The following is a 21,875-nucleotide window of genomic DNA, read 5'->3' as shown; positions in this document are numbered from 1 at the left end:
AGCACCGGGGCGTCGGCTGTGGCCGGCGCCCCGGTTTCGTCGGAATCTGCCAACTGAACTTCAAGATCACCCATCGGGGCTAGCGTCACCGCCATGGGCCCCGTCGGCCGCCGCGAGTTCACGCTCGGCCTCAGCGCACTCGCCGCCGCCGCAGCGCTTCCCGGCTGCGATGACGAATCGCCGAAGCGGTCACCCGGCGAGCATGTCGTGGTGATCGGAGCGGGCTTCGCCGGCTTGGCGGCGGCGCGGCGGCTCGCCGAGGCCGGGGTCCGCGTCACCGTTGTCGAGGCCAGGGACCGGATCGGCGGGCGCACCCGCACCGATACCTCACTCGGCGTCCCGGTGGATCTCGGGGCGTCGTGGATCCACGGCACCGAAGGCAACCCGCTGCTCGGGCTGGCCGACCAGGTGGGCGCCCGGACGATCCCGACCGATTTCGAGGACGTCGTGCTGCTCGGGCCCGGCGGCGCGGTCGACCCCGGCGCCGCGGCCGCCGCGTCGGCAGACTGGCACCAGATCAGCGGGGCACTCCAACGTCGGGTCGAGACAGCCGATTCCGACGAGACGGTGGCTGACGGCCTGGCCGGTATCGCGAACTTGAATGATCCGCTGGTCGCCTGGAACGTCGCCTCGAGCATCGCCGGGGAGTACGCCGCCGATCCGGACCAGCTGTCGCTGCGTTGGTTCGGCAGCGAGGAAGAGCTCGGCGGTCCCGATGTGCTGTTGCCCGACGGGTACACCCAGCTGTCCGCACGCCTCGCACAGGGTCTGGACGTCCGACGGTCCACCGAGGTGACCCGGATCGCGCACAGTTCGGCCACTGTCCGCGTCGAGACCTCGCAGGGCACGATGACCGCCGACCGTGTGATCGTCACCGTCCCGCTGGGAGTGCTCAAGGCCGGCGCCATCGGGTTCGATCCGCCGCTGCCGGCGGCGAAGCGCTCAGCCATCACGCGTCTGGGCTTCGGGCTGTTGAACAAGGTCGTCGTCATGTTCGACGAACCGTTCTGGCCGCGGGAGCGGCCGGTGATCGGGCTCGTCGGTGACAATCAACCGGTCACCGACCTGGTCAACGGATGGTTGTTCACCGACCGGCCACTGCTGGTCGGCCTACGCGCCGGGGACGCGGCGTGGTCACGCGAGCCGATGTCGGATGCCGACGCCGTGGGCGAACTCGTCACCGCACTGCGGGCGCCACGACCGACCGGGTCGCTGGTCACCCGGTGGGGCGAGGACCGCTACGCCCGCGGGTCCTACAGCTTCATCGCTGTCGGTTCCGGCCCTGACGATATGGACGTGCTGGCCGAACCCGTCGGTGATCGTCTGTTGTTCGCCGGCGAGGCCACCAATGCCGAGTACTTCGGCACGGTGCACGGCGCCTATCTGAGTGGAGTGCGCGAGGCGGAGCGGATTCTGCGATCGCCCCGGTGATCCACTGGTACCGGCGCATCGACTAGACCGCGTAGTCGCCCGCAGGCCGGTACCGGCACCTATGATCGAAGCGATTTCCATTTCAAGGGGTTGATCGTGAACATCAAGCGCGTCCTGGCCGGGGCATCGATCATCGGTGTCGTCGGTATTCCGGCGGCCTGGCTGGGCTCGGGCGTCGCCGCCGCCGACCCGGACCGCAACGCCGACGAGCAGCGCGAGGAGAACTCGGCGCCACGCTGGGAGATACCGCCGCAGATCTCCGAGGAGATCGCCAAGAACGTCCGCAACCTGCCGTCGCCGATCGGTGTCGACGCCACCGTTCCGGTCAACATCCCGTTGCCCGACGTGGTGCCAGACCTCGCCGTACCGATCGTCTTCAATCCCCCGGCGCTGAACGTGCCGGCTCCGAGCGCGCCGAGCATCGATCCGCTCAACCCGCTGGGCCTGCCGCCGCCGCCGGCGATCAACCCGCTCAATCCGCTCGGGCTGCCGCCGCCACCGCCGGCGATCAACCCGCTCAACCCGCTGGGGCTGCCGCCGCCACCGCCGCCGCCGGCCATCAACCCGCTCAACCCGTTGGGCCTGCCACCTCCGCCGGATCCGTTCAACCCGCTGGGGCTGCCGCGCCTGTGGTGAACGCTCGGGGTTAGCCGAACTGCTTGACCGCGTCGGCCACCCGGTGCAGCTGGGTGATGTCCGAGCTCGTCGGAATCAGGTGCACCTCGTCGGTGCCGATGTCGGCGAACCGGGCCAGCACCTCGAGCAGTTCGTCCTCCGAGCCCGCGAATCCCGTGTCCGGAGCCATCGCGTCGACGATCTCGGCGGGGATCCAGTTCATGTAGCGGCGTAGGTGGTGATGCATCTGCGCGCGGGCCTCGTCGCGGTCGCCGATGGCGAACCAGAACGACGTCGCGAGATGCGGTGCCGGCTTGCCGGCCTGCCTCCACGCCGTGCGCGCGACGTCGAAGAGCTCGGCCTGCTTGTCGACGTCGAGGTCGAGGATCGTGCCGGCCATGCCCTGAGCCCACCCTGCTGCGCTGCGCACCGTCTTGGGGCCGATGGTGCCGACGAGCAGCGGCGGCCCGCCGGGCTGCACCGGCGCCGGCCCCACCGGAAGCACCGACTCGGTGAGCTTCTCACCGGCCCATACCCGCTTCATTATCGCAACGCGCTCGGCCATGGCTCGCATGGTCTGCGTGGCTGGATCGGCGCCGACCGCCCGGTAATCCTCGTGGCGGCCCCCGACGCCGATGCCCACGGTGAGCCGTCCCCCGCTGACGAGGTCGCCGGTGGCCAGCCCTTTGGCCAGCATGACGGGATCGTGCAGCTGCGGCACGATCACCGTGGTCACCAAACGCACCCGGTGGGTCCAGGCGGCCAACGCACCGAGCAGGGTGAGGCTGTGGGGATTGTCGAAGGCGATCCGCTCCCCCCAGCACAACGCCGAGAACGGGCCCTCGTCGACGATTTCGGCCCAGGACCGCAGCAGTGCCGCGTCGAGGTCGGGCTCCATCACCGGCATGGTCATTCCGATACGCACGGTAGCGATTCTGGCACGCCGCCCGGTTCGGCCGCGGGGGTTATCCCCCGCCGGGTTCGCGGGGAAACGCTGTGTCGCGGTGTGCCGTCAGTCCCTAGGTTGGTGGCATGGTCGCAGTCAGCAGCGGTTCCGCCCCGGCCGCCGTCGCCGCAGGCTCCGCCACCGGGTCGCGGCGGCACATCGGCCTCGTGCCGACCGCGTCGATGATCACCGGCGCCGCCGTCGGCGTCGTCTGGTTCTGGATTCCGCTGATCATCGTGGTCGCCGGCATTTCCTCGATCCCCTCCGGTATCGGATTCGCCCTTGCCGCGGTGACTTTCATCTATCTCATGCGCGGCGTCGACTGGTTCGAACGCCGGCGCAGCGAGGCCGTCTTCGGGCTGGCGATCCCGGTGCCGTATCGACGTGTCTCGTCCTACACCGGTGTTCAACGCTGGCTGCACCAGCTGTGGCTCGATGTCAGCAGCGCGCGCTTCTGGAAGGCAGTGGCCCACCACTATCTGCGGCTGGCCTATGACATGGCCGCGACCGGAATCGCCTTCGCGCTGCTCGTGGTGACGTTCATCGGCCCCGCGACCGCGCTGGCCGTCGAGCGCAGCGACCCGGACGCCGGTCTGTGGTCCCCGTCGCCGGTACTGGCGTGGCTGCTGGCCGTGATCGCTGCGGCCGGAGCCGTCGCGATTCTGGTTTTCGCCCCGATGCTCGACGCGGCGATCGACCGTCGGGTCCTGGCACCGTCACCGACTGCGGCCCTGAAATATCAGGTGAGCGCCCTCAACGATGCTCGGGTGGGGGCGATGTCGTCGGCGCAGACCGAACGTCACCGCATCGAACGCGATCTGCACGACAGCGTGCAACCCCGGCTGGTGTCGTTGGCGATGGCCATCGGTCTGGCGCAGACCAAACTCGACACCGACCTCCCCGCCGCCAAGCAACTCATCGCCGAGGCCCACGACGAGGCGAAGAACGCCCTGGTCGATCTGCGCAACGTGGTCCGCGGTATCGCGCCGACGATCCTGGCCGATCGCGGACTCGACGCGGCCCTCTCGGCGGTCGTGCAGCGCATCGAGAACAGCGGCGTTCCAACGACGTTGGACCTTCACCTCCCGCGACGACTGCCTGACGAGGTGGAGTCGGTCGCCTACTTCGTGGTCGCCGAGGCGCTGACCAACGTGGCCAAGCACGCCCAGGCCCGCCAGGCGGTCGTCACCGTACGGCTCGACGAGAGCGCTGAGTTGCTGCACGTGTCGGTGTTCGACGACGGCCGCGGTGGCGCCGCCATCACCGACGACGGTGAGGCCACCGGGTTGCGCGGACTCGACGAGCGGGTCCGTGCAGCGCGCGGCACACTGACAGTGACCAGCCCGGCCACCGGCCCCACGATCGTCACGGCGGTGTTGCCATGCGCATCGTGATCGCCGAGGATTCGGCGCTGTTGCGAGCCGGAATCGAACGGATCCTGTCCGATGCGGGACACCAGGTGGTGGCCGGCGTGCCCGACGCCACCGATCTGCTGCGGCTGGTCAACGACGAACGGCCAGACCTGGCGATCCTCGATGTGCGGATGCCGCCGACGTTCACCGACGAGGGCATCCGGGCCGCCGCACTGCTGCGCCGCCAGAATCCCGAGTCACCCGTGCTGGTGCTGTCACATTACGTCGAGGAGCGTTACGCTGCTGACCTGATCGCTTCGGACACAAAGGGTTTCGGATACCTGCTCAAGGACCGGGTGGCCGACGTCCCCGCCTTCCTCGACGCCGTCGCGGTCGTCGGCGGCGGCGGCACGGTGCTCGATCCCGAAGTGGTCTCGCAGATCCTGGTGCGCTCGCGCCGACGGTCGGCGCTCGACGAGCTGACCCCGCGCGAGCGGGAGGTGTTACAGCTCATGGCCGAGGGCAGGACCAACTCGGCGATCGCCGCCGCACTGCACATCTCAGTCGGCTCGGCGGAGAAGCACATCGCCTCGATCTTCATGAAGCTCGATCTGGCCCCCGACGAGAGCGAGAACCGCCGCGTGCTGGCGGTCCTGCGCTTCCTCGAATCCTGACTCCGCATCCTGACCGCCCGGAAAGGACCGTCATGACCGCCATCGCCCCGCCACCCGCTCCCCCGGGGAATCCACCGGATCTGTCGCCGGGTGGCCGAAAGGCCCTGCGCGGCGGGTTCATCGCCGCCGCCGCGGTGATCGTGGTCGCAAGCCTCGCCGCGCTCGCCGTCACTGCATGGGGGGTGAGCACCGTGCGGGTGACCGCCGACAGCCGCACCCTGCCCGCCACCGTGCGTTCGCTGACCATCGACACCGGTGACATACCGATCGCCGTGCGGATCACCGACGACCGCGACGCCCGGGAGCCGCGACTGGACCTGCGTCTGGTGAACACCACCGGAAGCGGCGAACACCACCTGACGGTGTCGGCTGACGGCGCCGATACCCGCGTGGGCGTCGAGGGCCGACCCTCGCCGATCCTCGACTGGGCCCGCGGCGGTGAGATCACCGTGACGCTGCCACCCGAGCAGGCGCGGCGGATGACTGTGCGCACCGAACAGCAGACCGGTGTGGTGCTGGCCCAGACCGACCTGGATCAGCTCATCGCCCAGACCACCGACGGCGCCGTGATCCTGGGTGCTGCGGCGCGGCGGATCGAGATCCAGACGGTCGACGGCGACGTCGCCGCCCACCGCCCGATCAGCGTCAGCGAACGCTTCACCGCCACGACGTCCGATGGCGACATCGCCGTCGACTTCGCCGACGCACCGCGGACCGTCGAGGCCACCAGCCGGGGCGGCGATGTCGTGCTGGGGCTGCCGCCGCAGGGGCCCTACCTGCTCAAGACCGGAGGCGATGGATCGGTGACCGTGCAGGTACCCGAGACCGCCGACCCCGCGGCCGCCGTCGCGGAGGTCACCGCGCGCTCAGAACGCGGTGACGTGGTGATCGAGGAGGTCACGTCAGCCCGGCCATGATCTCGGCGACCGAACCGGAGGGGGCCGACCGGAACCCGGTGCCGGCCCAGATGTTGGTCCCGTGCGGGTCGCCCGCGCGCACGGCCGCCGCACGCAGCGGACCGGTCAGATGGTGCACCTGCGGATAAGCCAGCGGCGCCTGCGCGTCGTGATCGACGACGAAGCGATTGCGCAAACCGCGCGCGTAGCGGCCGGAGAACGCCTTGGTCACCACCGTCTCGGTGAACTGCGGATCGCGCAGCGCGCCACGATGCACCGGCGAGCTGCCCGACTCGTCGGCGAGCAGGAATGCGGTACCGAGTTGGGCGGCCACCGCGCCGGCGTCGAGTACCCCGGCCACCGCCCGCGCGTCGATCAGGCCGCCGGCGGCCACGACGGGCAGGTCGATCGCGGCGAGCACCTCGGCCAGCAGGTCGGTGAGCGGTTGGGTGGGCGGTCGCACCGCCGCGTCGAAGTGGCCTCGATGCCCGCCCGCCTCGGGACCCTGCACCGCCACCACATCCACGCCGCGGTCCGCCGCCGCGCGCGCCTCCTCGACGGTCGTCACCGTCCCCACCGTGGCGATGCCGACGCTGCGCAATCGCGTCAGCTCGGTTGCGCTCGGCAGGCCGAAGGTGAAGGAGACGACCTCGGGGCGCAGCTCGCCGAGGACGTCGAGCTTGGCCTGCCAGGCGTCGTCATTCCAGCGCGGTTCCCCCGGCTGGGCACCGTAGCGCCGTGCGTCGGGCGCCAGCTGCTCGGCGTAGGCCAGCACCTCATCCCGGCCCGCGACACTCGGTTGCGGCACGAAGAGATTGGCGCCGAGTGGACCCGAAGTCAACGCCTGGGCGGCGCGCAGCCGGTCGGCGAACGCGTCGGCGGTCAGATAGCCGGCGGCCACGAAGCCGAGCCCGCCCGCCTCGGTGCCTGCCGCGGCCAGCTCCGGGGTGGACGGCCCACCCGCCATCGGTGCGACGATGACGGGCCGGGTCAGGTCACGAATATCGAAAACCGTCATGACGCCATCCTGCATCCTTGACCACATGGCCATCACGCCCGACCACTCGATCGTCGCCGCCGTTGATCGCAGCGAATCCGCGGCCTTCCTCGGCGACCTGTTCGGAATGCCCGCCGTCCCCCGGACGTACGGTTGCGGCGAGTGAACGCCCCGTTGCGGGTGATCCAGTGGGGCACCGGCGCCGTCGGCGGCGAGCTCATCGCGACGATCCTCGACCACCGGCCCGATCTGCAGCTCGTCGGGGTCAGGGTGTACTCGGCCGACAAGGGGGGCGTGGACGCCGGAACCCTGGCCGGCCGGGAGCCGATCGGTGTCGCGGCCACCACCGACACCGCCGCCGTCGTCGCACTGGATGCCGACTGTGTCCTCTACACCCCGCGCATCGTCGACCTCGACGACGTCTGCGCGCTGCTGGCCAGCGGCAAGAACGTCGTCACCACGGCCTTCCTCTTTCACCCCGAGCGTCAACCCGCCGATGTCCGGCGACGGCTCGAAGAAGCCTGCCGCCAGGGCGGTTCCACCGTGCACGGCAGCGGGATCAACCCGGGCAATCTGTCCGGTGTGCTGCCGCTGGCGCTGACCGGGATGAGCCGCACCATCGAGAAGATCACCCTGCAGGAGCGCGCCGACTGGTCGGTCTACGACAGCACTGCGATCACGTTCGACAACATGTCGTTCGGTCGGCCGATCGAGCAGATCAGCCCGACCGCAACCGATTTCCTCGCGTTCAACAGCGCCATCTTCAGCGAGGAGGTGTGGCTGCTCGCCGACGCGCTGCACGCCGGTATCGACGAGGTGACCGCATCGGTCGAGGCCGTCCCGGCCCTGGCCGATCACCAGATCTTCGACCACGTCCTGCGTGCGGGGACCACCGCGGGGCAACGCTGGAACTGGGTGGGTCGCCGGGCCGGTGAACCGCTCGTGGAGATCGAGACGTTGTGGACGGTCGGCAACGAGTACCCGTCACACTGGCCGACGCCGCGGCACGGCTGGACCCTGACCATCGAGGGTGACCCGTCGATGCAGGCGCACGTGATCGCGCTGGCCAGCTTCGGCCGGGCAGCGAGTATGGCCGAACACGTCAACGCCGCCAACATCGCCACCGCCATGCAGGTGCTCAACGCGGTGCCCGCGGTCTGCGCCGCCGAACCGGGCTTCGCCACCATGGCGACCCTGCCGCTGATCCGCAGTGCGGTGGGTTTCGGCAACGCTCAGCGCACTGCGGCCTTGCCGTAGACGCCAATCAGGCCCAGCGCGGGGCGACGGCCCTGCGCAGAGCGTCGCGCCGACACACCGACCTCACCGTTCGGTCGGGTCACCGCCCGGGGGACCCGCGGAGTCGTCGGTGTCGGCGTCGGCGTCATCCTGGGACTCCGGTTGCAGCGCGACGCTCCACGACCGCCGGTGCGGATTGCGCATCTGCTGCTGGACGGGTGACGGCCGTAACGCAACCACGTTGCCGATGGCCCGGCGGAGTCCGGGTGGACCTTCGACACGCAGGATCTGACCGATGCGCCCGGCGCGGTAGCGCAACGGCGAGCCGAGCAGCTCACCCATCACCACTCCGGCACCGATGGCCAGCGCGATCGCCGCGGCCCCCAATGCCTGCGCGATTCCGCCGGGGATGTTCCGATCGACGGCGAAGTAGAACACCGCGCGGAAGACGGCGAGGCCGGGCAGCATCGGTGTGATGCCTGCTGTCGCGGTGACCAGCGCCGGAGCCTGCCGGCGGATGGAGATCAGCGTGGCGAGCAAACCGACGCCGACGGCCGCGGTTCCCGTGGCGACCACCCCGCCGAATCCCGCGGCGCCGAGGCCGATCAGCACCGCCTCCGCCAGACCCGCGGCGACACCGGCGGTGACCACCGAGCGCAGCCGGGCGTAACTGGCGATCGTCAGGCAGGCGCCGGCGAGCGCCGCGCCCAGCACGGCGAGCAGAATCGGCACCGGCCGGGTCGGCATCACGAACGACTCGGTGGCGTCGACGTGGAGCTCGATCTGGATACCGGCAAGCGCGGCGACCTGCAGTCCGGCCAGGATGCCGACGACGATGCCCGCGGTGAGGAACAGGACGTCACCGAGACGGGCCACCGCCGTGACCATGTACCCCGTCAGCGCGTCCTGTACCGAACCCACCAGGGTCAGGCCGGCCAGCAGCATGACGATGCCGGTCGCGACGAGCGCGGTCGGTCCGACACCGGCGAACAGGTACGCCGCGGCGGCGATCATCGTCGCGATGAACGCACCCGCGGCCTGCTGGAAGAAGAACGGGGTGCCCAGCCGGTTGAGCACCCGGCCGACGCGATCGATCAGCACCGATGAGACGGCGGCCAGGATGCAGGTCAGCCAGGTTCCGCCGAACAGCATCGCGATACCCAGGGCGAAACCGGCCCAGCCCACGGTGGCGACCCAGCGCGGGTAGGGATGTGGCCGCTCGGACAGCTCGTCCATCGCGTCGTGGGCTTCGTCGACCGATACACCGCCGGAGGTGATCCGCCCCACCAGCAGATCGAGTTCGGCGAGCCGTGAGTAGTCGGTCGAGCGGGCATGGACCGACCGCACGATGGTCACCGGCGAACTGTCAGCGGTCGGCGGCGCCGAGACGAAGATGGTGGTCACGAAGACGTCGACGACGCAGTCGGTGAGCTGGTAGGCCTGCGCCACGTCCTGGGCGGTGGCCACCATGTCGGCAGTGCCGGACCCCGATGACAGCATCACCTCGGCGATCCGAAGGGTCAGGTCGAGGACCTTGCGGGTGTGCAGCTCGCTCAGTCCGCCCGACACCCGCCTGCGCTGACCGGCACCTGAGGCCGGGTCGCGCCGGCCACGCAGCGCGAGGTGCAGAGGGCGCCGACGCCGGGCCGGCCAGTCAGATCGATCGAACTCCACGCCACGACCATACTGATGTGGCGAACCCGCTCAGGGGCAGGCTATTTGGTGTCCACGCGATCGCGGTGACCGCGCTTGTGCTCCTGGTCCAGGTACTCCCCCGCCATCGCCGCGACGTGGGGCGGAAGACCACCGGACGCCACATCGGCGAGGCTGGTGCCCTCGAGCACGGATCGCATGCTGGCCCGTAACGCCCGCCACACATCCGTCAGCGCGGCTGTCGGACCCGAATACGGCAGGTCGCCCAGGCCGATGTCGCGGACGCTGGCCAGGGGACCGTCGATGCAGCGCAGCACATCGGCCAGGCTGATGTCCGCGGCGGGGCGGGCAAGGGCGTATCCGCCGTCGCGGCCACGGTGGCTGCGCACCAGCCGGTCGGTGCGCAGCTCCGAGAGGATGTCGACGAGGAACTGTGCGGGGATGCCCTGCGCCTTGGCCAGGTCGTCGGTCTTGACCAGCACACCGTCGTCCACGGTGGCCAGTTGCACCATGGCGCGAACGGCGTACTCCGCCTTGGCCGACATCCGCATGGGGCCAGGTTAGCCGGTCAGCTCGTCCGGGCAGATCCCCTGCGCCGAGGGACCGCGAGGTACTTGTACTCGAGGAACTCGTCGATCCCGACGCGGCCGCCTTCGCGGCCCAGCCCGGACTGCTTGACACCGCCGAACGGCGCGGCCGGGTTGGACACCACACCGGTGTTGACACCGACCATGCCCACCTCGAGCCGCTCGCTCAGGTCGAACGCCCGGTCGATGTCTTGGCTGAAGACGTACCCGACCAGTCCCCAGCAGGTGTCGTTGGCGCGTCGGACCACGTCGTCCTCGTCGTCGAAAGGGATGACCGGAGCGACCGGGCCGAAGATCTCGGTGGTCATCAGATCGGATTCGGCGGACACATCGGCGAGCACGGTCGGCGGGTAGAAGTAGCCCGGTCCATCGGGTAGCCGGCCGCCGGTGAGCGCCGTGGCGCCACGGGCCAGCGCGTCGTCGACGAGTCGTTGCACCTTGGCGCGCCCGGGGGAATCGATCAGCGGCCCCACCTCGGTGCCGTCCCGGAGGCCGTCGCCCACCGTCAGTGCCGCCATGCGTGCCGCCAGCCGCTCGGCGAAGGTCGCGGCGATGTCGCGGTGGACGTACATGCGGTTGGCCGCTGTGCAGGCCTCGCCCATATTGCGCATCTTGGCTACCATCGCCCCTTCGACCGCCACATCGATGTCGGCGTCGGCGCACACGATGAACGGTGCATTGCCCCCCAGCTCCATTGATGAGCGCATCACCGTCTCGGCCGCCTGCCGAAGCAGCACCTTGCCGACCGAGGTCGAGCCGGTGAAACTCACTTTCCGCGCCGCGCCGCCGGTCATCCAGCGCTCCACCACGGTCGCCGCGTCGGTCGTGGTGACCACGTTGAGAACGCCGGCAGGAAGACCACTTTCGGAGATGATGTCGGCCAGTGCCAACGACGTCAGCGGAGTCTGGGGCGCCGGTTTGAGGACCATGGTGCATCCGGCGGCGATCGCGGGCGCGATCTTGCGCGTCCCCATGGCCAACGGAAAGTTCCACGGGGTGATGAGCACGCAGGGACCGACCGGTTCGCGGGTCACGATGATGCGGTTCGCACCGTCCCCGGTGGTCGTGTGGTCACCCGATATCCGAACTGCCTCCTCGGAGAACCACCGGAGGAATTCCGCGGCGTACGCGACCTCACCCCTCGCTTCGGCGAACGGCTTGCCCATCTCCGAGGTCATGACACCGGCCAGCCAGTCCTGCCGGTCCATCACCAGATCGTAAGCCCGACGCAGGATCTCACTACGCTGACGCGGGGGCGTGCGACCCCACGCCGGCTGCGCGTCCACGGCCGCCGCCAGCGCGTCATCCCCGTCGGCAGGCCCGGCGTCGGCGACGACTGCCAGTACCTCGCCCGTGGCAGGATTCTCGACCTCGAACACCTCGCCGCCGGCGGCATCGCGCCAGCGTCCGCCGATGAGCAGCTTCTTGGGGATCGACCCGATGTCGACGGGCGACATCGTGGCGGCGGTACCGGTCGTAGGGGCCGTCATTGGGTTCAACTCCTTGGGGGGTTCGGGTCGAGGATCTGCGCGAGGTGGCGGGAGGCGGCTGGTCCAGCCCGATCGGTGAGCTGTCTGGCCTGCATGTGGCAGCTGAAACCGTCGGTGAGCACGACGGCGTCGGGATCAGCCCGCAACGCCGGCGCCAGCGCCTGTTCGGCGACGGCCATGCTGACATCGAAGTGCTGCCGCTCGAAGCCGAAGTTGCCTGCGACGCCGCAACATCCGGTCGCCTCCCGGATCTCGTCGATGCCGACGGCCGCGAGAGCGCGGCGCTGGGTGGCCGGACCGAACACCGCGTACTCGTGACAGTGGGTCTGCACGGTGACCGTCTTCGGCAGCGTTGCAGTCGGCGACCAGCCGCGTTCACCCTGATGCCGCACCTGCTCGGCGAAGCTGCGCACCCGACTCGCGACCCGGCGGGCGGCATCGCTGTCGACCAGCGCGGGCAGGTCATGGCGCAGCGCGGCGGCACAGCTCGGTTCGGTGACCACGATGGGCCGGTCGGTCCCGTCATCGAGAGCAGTTGCCGCGGCCGCCAACTTCTTCCGGGCCTGCCGCAGCTGACCGGTGGAGATCCAGGTGAGCCCGCAGCAGAGGTCCATGCGGACCTCGGGGCGCAGTCCGGCGTCCTGCACGACCCGGGCCGCCGCTCCCCCGACCTCCGGACGGAAACCCCTGGTGAAGGAATCGACGAGCAGCACGACATCCCCGTCACGGGCTGCGGGTGCTGCGAGTTCCCTGCGGATCTGGCGCCGGGAGGCGAATCGGGGCAGTCGCCGGTGGGGGGTCAGACCGCCCAGCCGCAGGACCGGTACGCGTAGCGGGCCGGTCAGTACCGCATTCACCGCCGGTGCGAGCCGCGACGTCACACTCAACCATCGCGGCAACCAGCCCAGCGAATAGTGGGCCATCGGACGGATGCGGCCGCGATAGTGGTGGTCGAGGAACTCGGACTTGTAGGTGGCCATGTCCACGCCGGTCGGGCAGTCGGTGGAACACGCCTTACAGGACAGGCACAGATCCAGCGCGTCGCGGACGTCGTCGGAAGCCCAGCCCCGTTCGGTCTCACCTGCGCCCCGGATCATGTCCTGCAGCACCCGCGCCCGCCCGCGGGTCGAATCCTTTTCATCGCCGGTGGCCCGGTAGCTCGGGCACATGACCCCGCTTCCGTGCGATCGGCACCGCCCGACGCCGATACAGCGCTGCAGCTCGGCGGGGAACGCCGCGCTCCCGGTCGCGCCGGCGTTGCGCAGAGCGAAGGTGGTGTGCCAGGGCAGCGGCGCGATACCGGCCAGCGCCAGGTCCTCGGTGACGGCGGGCGGGTCGACGATGACGCCCGGATTCAAGATGCCGGACGGGTCGAAGAGCCGTTTGAACTCCGCAAACGAACGCAGGATCGACGGCGAGTACATCTCGGCCAGGAGTCCCGAACGCGCCCTGCCGTCGCCGTGCTCCCCCGACAGCGTTCCGCCGTGTGCGACCACCAGTCGCGCGGCCGCGGTGAGGAAAGCCGACATCGCCGCCCGGCCTTGCGGTGTCCACTGGTCGAAGGTGATCCGGATGTGCATGCAGCCCGCACCGAAATGGCCGTACATCACGCCGATGAGGCCGTACTCCTCGAGCAGGAGCCGGAAGTCGGCCAGATAGTCCGCGAGGCGCTCGGGCGCCACTGCGGAGTCCTCCCAGCCCGGCCAGGAGGTGACGGTGGTTCCGTCGAGCAGCGTCAGCCGGGAGGAGAGTCCGGCGCCGTCTTCACGAACACGCCACAGATTTCTGCGCTGAACCGGATTGCTGACCTCACGACAGTCGAGGGCATATCCGTTGTCCCGCAATTCCGCCATGAGTCTTCGGCCCTGTTCGGCGACGTCGGCTTCGTCCTCGCCGTCGAGATCGACATACAGCCAGGCGCGTCCGGCCGGAAGGTCGGCCACCGCATCCGCTCCGCGGCGAGCCTTCATGGTGGCGACGATCTGTTCGTCGATCCCTTCGACGGCGGCCGGCGCGTACGGCAGGATCGTCGTGACATCGCGTGCGGCATCGACGATGTCGTCGTAGGCGATGATCAGCAGCAGAGCCGAGCGCGGGACGTCGACCAGCCGCATCGTCGCGCGGACCACCACCGCGCAGGCCCCCTCGCTACCCACCAGGGCGCGAGCCACGTCGAACCCGTTCTCCGGCAAGAGTCTGCCGAGGTGGAAGCCCGAGACCTGGCGGGGGATCCGGCCGAGTTCCAGCCGGAATTCCGACATGTGCTCGACCGTGAGCGCCTCGAGGTCCGCGGTCAATCGGGTCGCCCGCGCCACCGCATCCCGATCGGCGGGATCGGTCGCCTCCAGTCCGGTCCGAGTCGCGGTGAGCCGCGTTCCGTCCGCGAGCACCAGATCGAGGGACACCACGTGGTCGCTGGTGCGGCCATGGCGCACCGAGTGATTTCCACAGGCATCGTTGCCGATCGATCCGCCCACCGTGGCGCGGTTGCGGCTCGACGGGTCCGGGGCGAATGTGAGGCGGCCACCGCTGTCGGCCTCGACATGTTCGGCCAGATCGGCGAGCACCACCCCGGGCTCGACGACGGCCGTGCGGTTCTGCGGGTCGACGGCCAGGACGCGGTTCATGTGGCGCGAGAAATCGAGGATCACCCCGCGGCCGATGGCGTTGCCCGCCATGGACGTTCCCCCACCGCGGGCAATGATCGGCACACCCTCGCGCCGGCACAGCGCCAGCAGTCGGCTGACCTCGGCGGGGTCCCGCGGGAAGGCGACGGCCAGCGGCGCCACACGATAGTTCGATGCGTCGTAGCTGTACTCGGCGAGTCGGCGGCTACTGGCATCGATCTCGATACCGCTGCCGGCCAGGAGCCCGACCACGTCGACGTTCTCCGACGATGTCGTCAGAGGTTCACGGATCAATGGAGCTCCTCGGCGAGAGCATTCTGCAGATTCTGCAGCATGCGATCGGCGTCGCCGATGGAGAACGGCAGCGGGGGGCGGATCTTGAGGACACTGCCCCGCGGGCCCGAGGCAGAGATCAGCACCCGGCGCCGGCGCATGTTGTTGACCACCCGAAGCGCCGCCGCACCGTCCGGCGTATTCGACTCACGATCGGTGACGATGTCCACGCCGATGAACAGCCCGGCGCCGCGGACCTCGGCCACCTGGTCGTAGTTCGCCACCATCGTCGAGGTTTCGGCCGCGATGTGGGCGCCGACCGTGTCGGCATTGTCGATCAGACCTTCGTCCTCGATCACGTCCAGGACGGCCTGCGCTGCCGCGATGGACACCGAGTTCCCGCCGAAGGTGTTGAAATAGCGGATGTTACGCCCGAATTCGACGAGCAGTTCCGGACGGAAGACAGCCGCCGCGATGGGTATGCCGTTGCCCATCGGCTTGCCGGTGGTCATGATGTCGGGCACCAGGCCGTGCCGTTGGAATCCCCACCAGTGCCGGCCCGTCCGTCCGAAGCCGGGTTGTACTTCGTCGGCGACGAACAGCCCGCCCGCGGCGTGGACCTCCTCGATCACCGGACGCAGGAAGCCGGGCGGGTCGGCGTAGATGCCGTCGGAGGAGAAGATCATGTCGGCGATGAAGGCAGCCAACCCGAAGCCGTGGCGTTCCAGGTCGGCGATGGCCTCCCTCACCTCCCGCTGCATGGCCGCCGCCACCGCGTCGTCGCCTCCCCGGCGCAGGCGGTCCGGCGCGCTGATCGTGCGGACGTGGGGTGCGAGCGGAACACCGACACCCAGCGAGGGCGAGAACGACGAGACGTCGGCGGTGAGCCCGTGGTAGGCCCCGGAAGTGACGATGACGCCCTGCCGCCCCGTGTGATACCGCGCCACCCGCATGGCCAGGTCGTTGGCTTCCGAACCGGTGCAGGTGAACATGACGTGGCCGAGTTCGGCCGGCATCGTGCTCAGGAGGCGTTCGCTGTAGTCGAGGATCGACTGCTGGAGGTAGCGCGTGTTGGTGTTCAGCGTCGCGAGCTGGCGGTGGACGGCGTCGACGACGTAGGGGTGGCAGTGACCGACACTGGCCACGTTGTTGTAGACATCGAGATAGTCGTTGCCGTCCGCGTCGTAGAGCAGTGTGCCGGCGCCCCGCACGATCTCGACCGGGTCCTGGTAGAAGAGCCGGTAGCCGGGGCCGAGCAGCCGGTCGCGGGCCTCGACCTGGCCGCGGGTGCGAGGTGGCAGCGCTGCGGTGCGCGACCGGTCGAACCCGTTCACCATGGGTTCGGACGCCTTGGGCGAGAAGGATGTGGTCACTGTCGTTCCCCTTCCGTCGGAAACGTCGTCGTTCCGGTTGCCGCCAGCATCGCCTCGACGGTGGGCCTCGCCACCGACAGTGCACTGCGCAGCCTCGACCAGTCCTGCGCCGAATGCGACAGGCCGTAGTCCCGGGAATGCGGGTGCGCGGATCGGCGCCACCCGAAGATCAGTGCGCGCAGCAGGAGTCGCGCCGGACCCGTGATGGCCAGCAACGCCGCGTCGGCGTCGCTCAGTCGTGCCACCGAACGGAATCCGCGCACGATGTCGAGCGCACCGGCCCACGGTCGCCGCGGGTCGCCGCCGATCTGGTTGGCGACGGCAACGCTGAGTTCGAACACCATCGGACTTCTCACGGTATCCCCGAAGTCGATGACACCGGTGACGAATTCGCCCGACGCCGGGTCGACGACCACGTTGTAGGGGCTGAAGTCGCCGTGGATCATCTGGGTGTCCAGATCCCCGATCCGCGGGGCGACCAGGGAATCGAACTGGTCGAAGACCCAGGTGGCCATGGTCACGTCGTCACGATCGTGCACGAATTCCAGCAGCGGACGCATATGGGTGAAGTTCTTCAGATCCCAGATCAGCGAACGGGATTCGTAGGGGTGACGGAAATCGGCCAGCGCGGCGTCCACCCGGGCCAGCATCGCACCGACGCGCTGGAACTGACTCGGCGTCGGGGCGGCGGTGGAGAGGAGATCACCGTCGATGTAGGTCAGGACCCGCAGTATCCGCTCGTGACCGAGCGGATCGATCACGGTGGATTCGACCTGGCCGTGCAGACCGCGGACCAACCGCTGCGCCGGAATCGCCGCGGCCGATCGCTGCAGATGGAGCAGGACCGCCGACTGCAGGTTCACGACATGGGCGCTTTCGGTCGCCGGCGCGATCTTGACCAGGAAGCGGCCGCGGTGGTCGGCCAACCGAAAAGTGTCGTCTTTCTCGGTGGGGATGCGACTCAGCGTGCCCCCCAACCCGTAGAGCCGGCGAAGCTCGTCCTTCACCTGTGGTTCGGGGAACCGCTCGGCACCCGATTCCAGGGCGCTCTCTCGAGCGATCTGCGTGACGACGTCCAATCCGCTCGTCACGTCGTCCACCCTGGCGACGGCTGTCGGCTGTGTGTCATGTGCGGTGAAGAATCCTTTGCGCTCTGGTGACACTCGCCGGACGTGGCTCGCCCGTCCACCGCCATCTCGGCGATCCCGAACCCGCGGTGGTGTCGATCGGCCAACTGTAGAACATTAGGACAGCTGTGTACAGCCGTCGGGTACGCGTGCGTCCCGCCGCACGCGTGTTCAACAGTTGTACCCTGGGGCCATGTCCGTGGCAGACCGCATTCGCATCGTCGGGCGCAGCAGCGCGCAGCAGATCGCCGACGGCCTGATGGACATGATCCTCGAGGGCGAACTCAAGCCCGGTGAGCGCATCAGGGAAAGCGTCGTGGCCGACTCGTTGGGCATCTCCCGCAACACGGTCAGAGAAGCCGTCCGACTCCTACAGGGCACCGGTCTGGTGCGGTACACGTTCAACCGCGGCCTGGTGGTGTGGGACCCCTCCGACGACGAGGTCCTCGACATCTATCGCGCCAGGCTCCACCTGGAGACGGCCGCCGCCACGGCATTGGGACCGGATACCGACCTCCTGCCCCTCGTCAGCGCGATGGAAAAGTTCAAACAGGCTCTCGCGACCGAGGATCCGCGCACCATTGTCGAGTCCGACCTGGCGATTCACCGTGCGATCGTCGGCATGATGAACAGTCCGCGCCTGGACAAGTTCTACGACGAGCTACTGGCCGACCTCCGTTACTTCCTGCTCGTCCTCAACCTCGACCACCACGAATACGAGAGCGGCTCGGGCCTGCTGGCCGAGCATCAGCGGATCGTCGGCGCATTCGCGTCGCGGGACCCCGAACTGGCGCGGGACACCATCGCCGAGATCATCACCGAGAACCGCGACGAGGTGCGCAAGATCCTCGCCGCGCGGTCGGCCGGCTGAGGGACCCCGGGTCGGGCTACGCCCGCACCCGACGCGGCACAAGCGTCGGTCCCGAATTTTCCCGCTCGGTGTGTTGCACACCACCGGACCCTGTGATTAAGTCTCCATGTCAACTGTTCAACAATAGGGCAACCGACGCGTGAAGCGCCGATGCCCGGTTCGGAGACACATCCTCATGGCAGACGGCCGACTGATGTACGTCGCGGGCGAGCACGTGGGTGCCGCCAGCGGCGCAACCGAAGCGGTGATCAACCCCGCCAACGGCGAACAGATCGCCACGGTGCCGCAGGGCGACGCCACCGATGTGGACCGCGCCGTCACCGCCGCCGACGCGGCGTTCGACGACTGGTCGGCCACCACGGCGGGACGACGGGCCGAGCTGCTGCTCAAACTGGCCGATCGGTTGGAGTCGCACGCCGAGGAATTCGCCCAGCTGGAATCGCAGAACGTGGGCAAGCCGATCGCGGTGGCGCGGGAGGAGATCCCGTTCGGAGTCGACAACATGCGGTTCTTCGCCGGCGCGGCACGGGTCCTGGAGGGCCGCGCCGCCGGCGAATACTCCCCGACCCACACCAGCATCATCCGGCGCGATCCGCTGGGCGTCGTCGGCAGCGTCGCCCCCTGGAACTTCCCTCTGGTCATGGCGATCTGGAAGATATGCCCCGCGCTGATGACCGGTAACACGTTGGTGCTCAAGCCGAGTGAGCAGACACCGCTGAGCACCCTGCGGCTCGCCGAGCTGGCTGCCGATCTGTTCCCGCCCGGCGTCTTCAACGTCGTCACCGGACACGGCGACACCGTCGGCGCCGCGCTGACCGCACATCCGCGGGTGCGGATGAGCTCGCTGACCGGGGACACCGCGACGGGCAAGGTGGTGGCCCGCGCCGGCGCCGAGAACCTCAAGCGTCTCCATCTCGAATTGGGCGGCAAAGCACCGGTCCTGGTGTTCGAGGACTGCGACGTCGACCTGGCCGTAGCCAAGATCTGTGAAGGCGGCTACGGGAATTCGGGCCAGGACTGTATGGCCGCCTCTCGGGTGTACATCGCCGACAGCATCTACGACGACTTCGTCACCGAACTGTCCCGCGCGGTGGGCAAGGTGGCCATGGGCCAGCCGGCCGACGAGTCCACCGAGATGGGACCGGTGATCTCGCAGCGCCAGCGCGACCGGATCGCGGGCTTCGTCGACCGGGCGACCGCCGCCGGGCCGGCGGCACTGGCCGTCGGCGGCCCAGGCACCGGCCCGGGGTTCTGGTACCGGCCGACGCTCGTCGTCGATGCGGCACAGGATTCCGAGATCGTCCAGCGGGAGGTCTTCGGCCCGGTCGTCACCACGACCCGCTTCACCGGCGAGGAACAGGCCTTCGCGTGGGCCAACGACGTCGAATACGGTTTGGCCGCATCGGTGTTCACCAAGGATGTCGGCCGCGCGATGCGGGCCGCCCGCAAACTCCAGTTCGGCACCGTGTGGATCAACGATCACCTGCCGATCGTTTCGGAGATGCCGCACGGCGGCTTCAAACAGTCCGGTCACGGCAACGACATGTCGATCTACTCGATCGAGGAGTACACCGAGATCAAACACATCATGATCAGCCTCACCTCCTGATCGCCCCTCCTGCAACCCCTTTGGAGTCTCACCTGATGATCCCTTCCGGCCGCTCGGTGATAGCGGTGAACATGTTCTCGATGTTGCCCGGCGTCGACCCGGCCGACTTCGAACGCTTCTCGACCGATGTCGACCGGCCGACGTGCCTGGCGCACGGCGACATCGTCCGCCGATTCGAGGCCTTTCGCGTCAGCGCGGCCCCCGACGGCGCACCCGCCGACATCCTGGAGGTCATGGAGGTCACCGACTGGGCCGATTGGGAACGGCTCCGGGACAACCATCCGACGATGAAACCGGTGATCGACGGCTTCAACGCGCTCGTCGATCCCGCCTCGGTCCGCACCTACTTCACCCACGCCATCCCGGGAGCCCACGCATGAACACCTCCGCGACCTACGACGCGATCATCATCGGCGCCGGACACAACGGCCTGGTCACCGCAGGCTATCTCGGCCGGGCCGGCAAGAAGGTACTGGTCGTCGAAGCCCGCGACGTCGTGGGTGGAGCCTGCACCAGTGAGGAGCTGATCCCGGGCTCCACCTGGTCGTCGTGCGCATTCATCGCCAGCCTGCTGCGCCCGGAGATCATCGCCGATCTGGAGCTCGAGCGGTACGGCCTCGAGATGTACCAGACCGAGGCGAACGAGGTCAGCATCTTCCCCGACGGCAGCCACATGTTCATGTGGAAGGACATGGACCGGACGCTCAAGGAGATCGAGAAGTTCTCCAAGCGGGACGCCGCCGCCTTTCTCGAATTCGGCCTGCGCGTCAAGAAGTTTGCCTCGATCCTGACGCCGTTTCTGCTGTCGCCGGCGCCGAGCCGCTCGCAGGTGCTGTCGGCATTCGAAGCAGCGGGGGCAGAGGACCTCTTCAACGAGATGGTGCTGCTGTCCACCAAAGACCTCCTGGACCGCTATTTCGACTCCGAACACATCAAGGGTCTGTTCACCTTCTTCGGCATGATCTCGGTGTGGGGCGGTCCGTCGACCCCCGGGACCGGTTACGTCTACGGTCACCACTCGGTCGGCGAGTTCAAGGGAACCCTCGGTCAGTGGGGATTCGTCAAAGGCGGTATGGGCGGCATCACCCAGGCGCTGGCCCGCAGCGCACAGGCCCACGGCGTCGACATCCGGCTGAGCTCGCCGGTGGAGCAGGTGGTCGTCGCCAAGGGCCGGGCCACCGGCGTCCGGCTGGCCGGCGGTGAGGTGATCTCCGCACGCACCGTCATCTCCAACGCCGACCCGCAGCGCTCGATGCTGCAACTGCTGCCGGCAGGCACCCTCGACACCAAGCTTGCGGCGAAGCTGCAGAGCTACGATGCCCGCGGCTCCATGGCCCGCATCCATCTGCTGATCGATGAGCTGCCCGACTACATCGGTTTCCCCGCAGGCCGATTCGGTCCCCAGCATCAGGCCCAGGCAATTCTGGGCGCCTCGATCGAGAACTTCGAACGGGCCTGGGAGGCCGAGCGGCGCGGCGAGTTCCCCGACGACTTCGTGATCGAGGCGGTCATCCAGTCGACCCACGACAGCTCGCTCGCGCCCGCGGGCACGCACACGATGACACTCGGGGTGCAACAGCTCCCGTTCGAGCTGGCCGGCACCGACTGGGACACCGTCCGCGACGAGTGGGCCGATCGCGTGCTCGAGGTGCTGTATCGCTACGCACCCAATCTGCGTGGCCACATCCTCGAGCGGGTCGTCATCACGCCAAAGGACCTGGAACGCGATTACGGGTTGACCGGCGGCAACATCTTCCACGGCGCGATGTTCTTCGACCAGTTGTTCAACAACCGCCCCACCCCGGAGTTGGCCGACTACCGCACCACCGTCGGTGACTACTACCTGTGCGGCTCGGGCACCCACCCCGGCGGCGGCGTCATGGGCGCCAACGGTCACAACGCGGCACAGGTGGTCATCGCCGATCTCAACGGAACTCCCGCCCCCACCGGCGAACGCGTCGGTCCGGCACCGAAGGCCGGCGTCCTCGATCGAGCGGTGGAGACGGTGATGGACACCAAAACCGGCAAGAAGCTCGGCTACACCGTCGCGACCAGCCCGGCGCTGCGCAAGGTCGTCAAATTCGCTGCTCGCAGCAAAACCACCCGTTGAATTCCACC

Annotated in this window: 18 protein-coding genes; 10 read left to right on the top strand and 8 right to left on the bottom strand. The window is 68.9% G+C overall.

Annotated features, from left to right (window positions below; translation table 11 throughout):
• Window positions 1–93: 93 nt before the first annotated feature.
• On the top strand, window positions 94–1,431 hold the full coding sequence (locus tag ACN27E_RS25395) for a flavin monoamine oxidase family protein (protein ID WP_422745766.1): 1,338 nt from the start codon (window positions 94–96) through the stop codon (window positions 1,429–1,431).
• Window positions 1,432–1,527: 96 nt separating this feature from the next.
• On the top strand, window positions 1,528–2,067 hold the full coding sequence (locus ACN27E_RS25390) for a hypothetical protein (RefSeq protein ID WP_422745764.1): 540 nt from the start codon (window positions 1,528–1,530) through the stop codon (window positions 2,065–2,067).
• 10 nt (window positions 2,068–2,077) lie between these two features.
• On the opposite strand, the gene ACN27E_RS25385 is transcribed toward ACN27E_RS25390, so the two are convergent.
• Window positions 2,078–2,959 carry an LLM class flavin-dependent oxidoreductase gene (locus ACN27E_RS25385; RefSeq protein WP_422750115.1) on the bottom strand — a complete coding sequence of 294 codons (882 nt, stop codon included), beginning with the start codon at window positions 2,957–2,959 and terminating at the stop codon, window positions 2,078–2,080.
• 119 nt (window positions 2,960–3,078) lie between these two features.
• Here ACN27E_RS25385 and ACN27E_RS25380 point away from each other — a divergent pair, with 119 nt between their 5' ends.
• From ACN27E_RS25380 to ACN27E_RS25370, 3 genes are read left to right on the top strand one after another with little or no spacing between them, the layout of a single operon-like run.
• Window positions 3,079–4,386 carry a histidine kinase gene (locus tag ACN27E_RS25380; RefSeq protein ID WP_422745762.1) on the top strand — a complete coding sequence of 436 codons (1,308 nt, stop codon included), beginning with the start codon at window positions 3,079–3,081 and terminating at the stop codon, window positions 4,384–4,386.
• Window positions 4,374–5,018: a response regulator transcription factor gene (locus ACN27E_RS25375; RefSeq protein WP_422745760.1), complete on the top strand. Its 645-nt coding sequence runs from the start codon at window positions 4,374–4,376 to the stop codon at window positions 5,016–5,018. The genes ACN27E_RS25380 and ACN27E_RS25375 overlap by 13 nt, the downstream gene beginning before the upstream one ends.
• 32 nt (window positions 5,019–5,050) lie before the next feature.
• Window positions 5,051–5,935, top strand: coding sequence for a DUF4097 family beta strand repeat-containing protein (locus ACN27E_RS25370; RefSeq protein WP_422745758.1), 885 nt, complete (start codon window positions 5,051–5,053; stop codon window positions 5,933–5,935).
• Here the strand turns inward: ACN27E_RS25370 and ACN27E_RS25365 are convergent.
• Complete coding sequence (locus ACN27E_RS25365; protein WP_422745756.1) at window positions 5,916–6,932, bottom strand: nitronate monooxygenase; 1,017 nt, start codon at window positions 6,930–6,932, stop codon at window positions 5,916–5,918. The two genes, ACN27E_RS25370 and ACN27E_RS25365, sit on opposite strands and share 20 nt — an antisense overlap.
• Before the next feature lie 141 nt (window positions 6,933–7,073).
• Between ACN27E_RS25365 and ACN27E_RS25360 the strand changes: the two genes are divergently transcribed.
• Window positions 7,074–8,168 carry a dihydrodipicolinate reductase gene (locus ACN27E_RS25360; protein WP_422745754.1) on the top strand — a complete coding sequence of 365 codons (1,095 nt, stop codon included), beginning with the start codon at window positions 7,074–7,076 and terminating at the stop codon, window positions 8,166–8,168.
• A gap of 63 nt (window positions 8,169–8,231) precedes the next feature.
• Here ACN27E_RS25360 and ACN27E_RS25355 read toward each other — a convergent pair whose 3' ends face one another.
• From ACN27E_RS25355 to ACN27E_RS25330, 6 genes are read right to left on the bottom strand one after another with little or no spacing between them, the layout of a single operon-like run.
• On the bottom strand, window positions 8,232–9,821 hold the full coding sequence (locus tag ACN27E_RS25355; RefSeq protein WP_422745752.1) for a threonine/serine ThrE exporter family protein: 1,590 nt from the start codon (window positions 9,819–9,821) through the stop codon (window positions 8,232–8,234).
• A 41-nt stretch (window positions 9,822–9,862) separates the two neighbouring features.
• On the bottom strand, window positions 9,863–10,351 hold the full coding sequence (locus ACN27E_RS25350) for an Rrf2 family transcriptional regulator (RefSeq protein WP_422745750.1): 489 nt from the start codon (window positions 10,349–10,351) through the stop codon (window positions 9,863–9,865).
• A gap of 17 nt (window positions 10,352–10,368) precedes the next feature.
• A complete protein-coding gene (locus tag ACN27E_RS25345; protein WP_422745748.1) occupies window positions 10,369–11,877 on the bottom strand; it encodes an NAD-dependent succinate-semialdehyde dehydrogenase in 1,509 nt (502 codons plus the stop codon).
• A 5-nt stretch (window positions 11,878–11,882) separates the two neighbouring features.
• Window positions 11,883–14,783, bottom strand: coding sequence for an FAD-binding and (Fe-S)-binding domain-containing protein (locus tag ACN27E_RS25340; RefSeq protein ID WP_422750114.1), 2,901 nt, complete (start codon window positions 14,781–14,783; stop codon window positions 11,883–11,885).
• An 11-nt stretch (window positions 14,784–14,794) separates the two neighbouring features.
• Window positions 14,795–16,114, bottom strand: coding sequence for an aspartate aminotransferase family protein (locus tag ACN27E_RS25335; RefSeq protein ID WP_422750112.1), 1,320 nt, complete (start codon window positions 16,112–16,114; stop codon window positions 14,795–14,797).
• Window positions 16,115–16,146: 32 nt separating this feature from the next.
• The gene (locus ACN27E_RS25330) at window positions 16,147–17,241 is read right to left on the bottom strand and encodes a phosphotransferase (protein WP_422745746.1); all 1,095 of its coding nucleotides are present in this window, start codon (window positions 17,239–17,241) and stop codon (window positions 16,147–16,149) included.
• A gap of 229 nt (window positions 17,242–17,470) precedes the next feature.
• On the opposite strand from ACN27E_RS25330, the gene ACN27E_RS25325 reads away from it, so the two are divergent.
• From ACN27E_RS25325 to ACN27E_RS25310, 4 genes are all read left to right on the top strand, one after another.
• Window positions 17,471–18,148, top strand: a complete 678-nt coding sequence (locus ACN27E_RS25325) for a GntR family transcriptional regulator (protein WP_422745744.1) — start codon at window positions 17,471–17,473, stop codon at window positions 18,146–18,148.
• Between the two features lie 175 nt (window positions 18,149–18,323).
• Window positions 18,324–19,757, top strand: a complete 1,434-nt coding sequence (locus ACN27E_RS25320) for a gamma-aminobutyraldehyde dehydrogenase (protein ID WP_422745742.1) — start codon at window positions 18,324–18,326, stop codon at window positions 19,755–19,757.
• A gap of 35 nt (window positions 19,758–19,792) precedes the next feature.
• Entirely contained in the window at window positions 19,793–20,137 is a 345-nt protein-coding gene (locus tag ACN27E_RS25315; protein WP_422745740.1) for a hypothetical protein, read from the top strand.
• Window positions 20,134–21,867 (top strand): phytoene desaturase family protein, encoded by a 1,734-nt coding sequence (locus ACN27E_RS25310; protein ID WP_422745739.1) that lies wholly within the window; start codon window positions 20,134–20,136, stop codon window positions 21,865–21,867. Before ACN27E_RS25315 ends, ACN27E_RS25310 begins: the two co-directional genes overlap by 4 nt.
• Window positions 21,868–21,875 lie beyond the last annotated feature (8 nt).

It is taken from the genome of Mycobacterium sp. WMMD1722, from assembly GCF_049315205.1.
Taxonomy (GTDB): Bacteria; Actinomycetota; Actinomycetes; order Mycobacteriales; family Mycobacteriaceae; genus Mycobacterium.
Note: the sequence above shows the minus strand (reverse complement) of the source record. Positions and strands in the feature narration are given on the sequence as shown.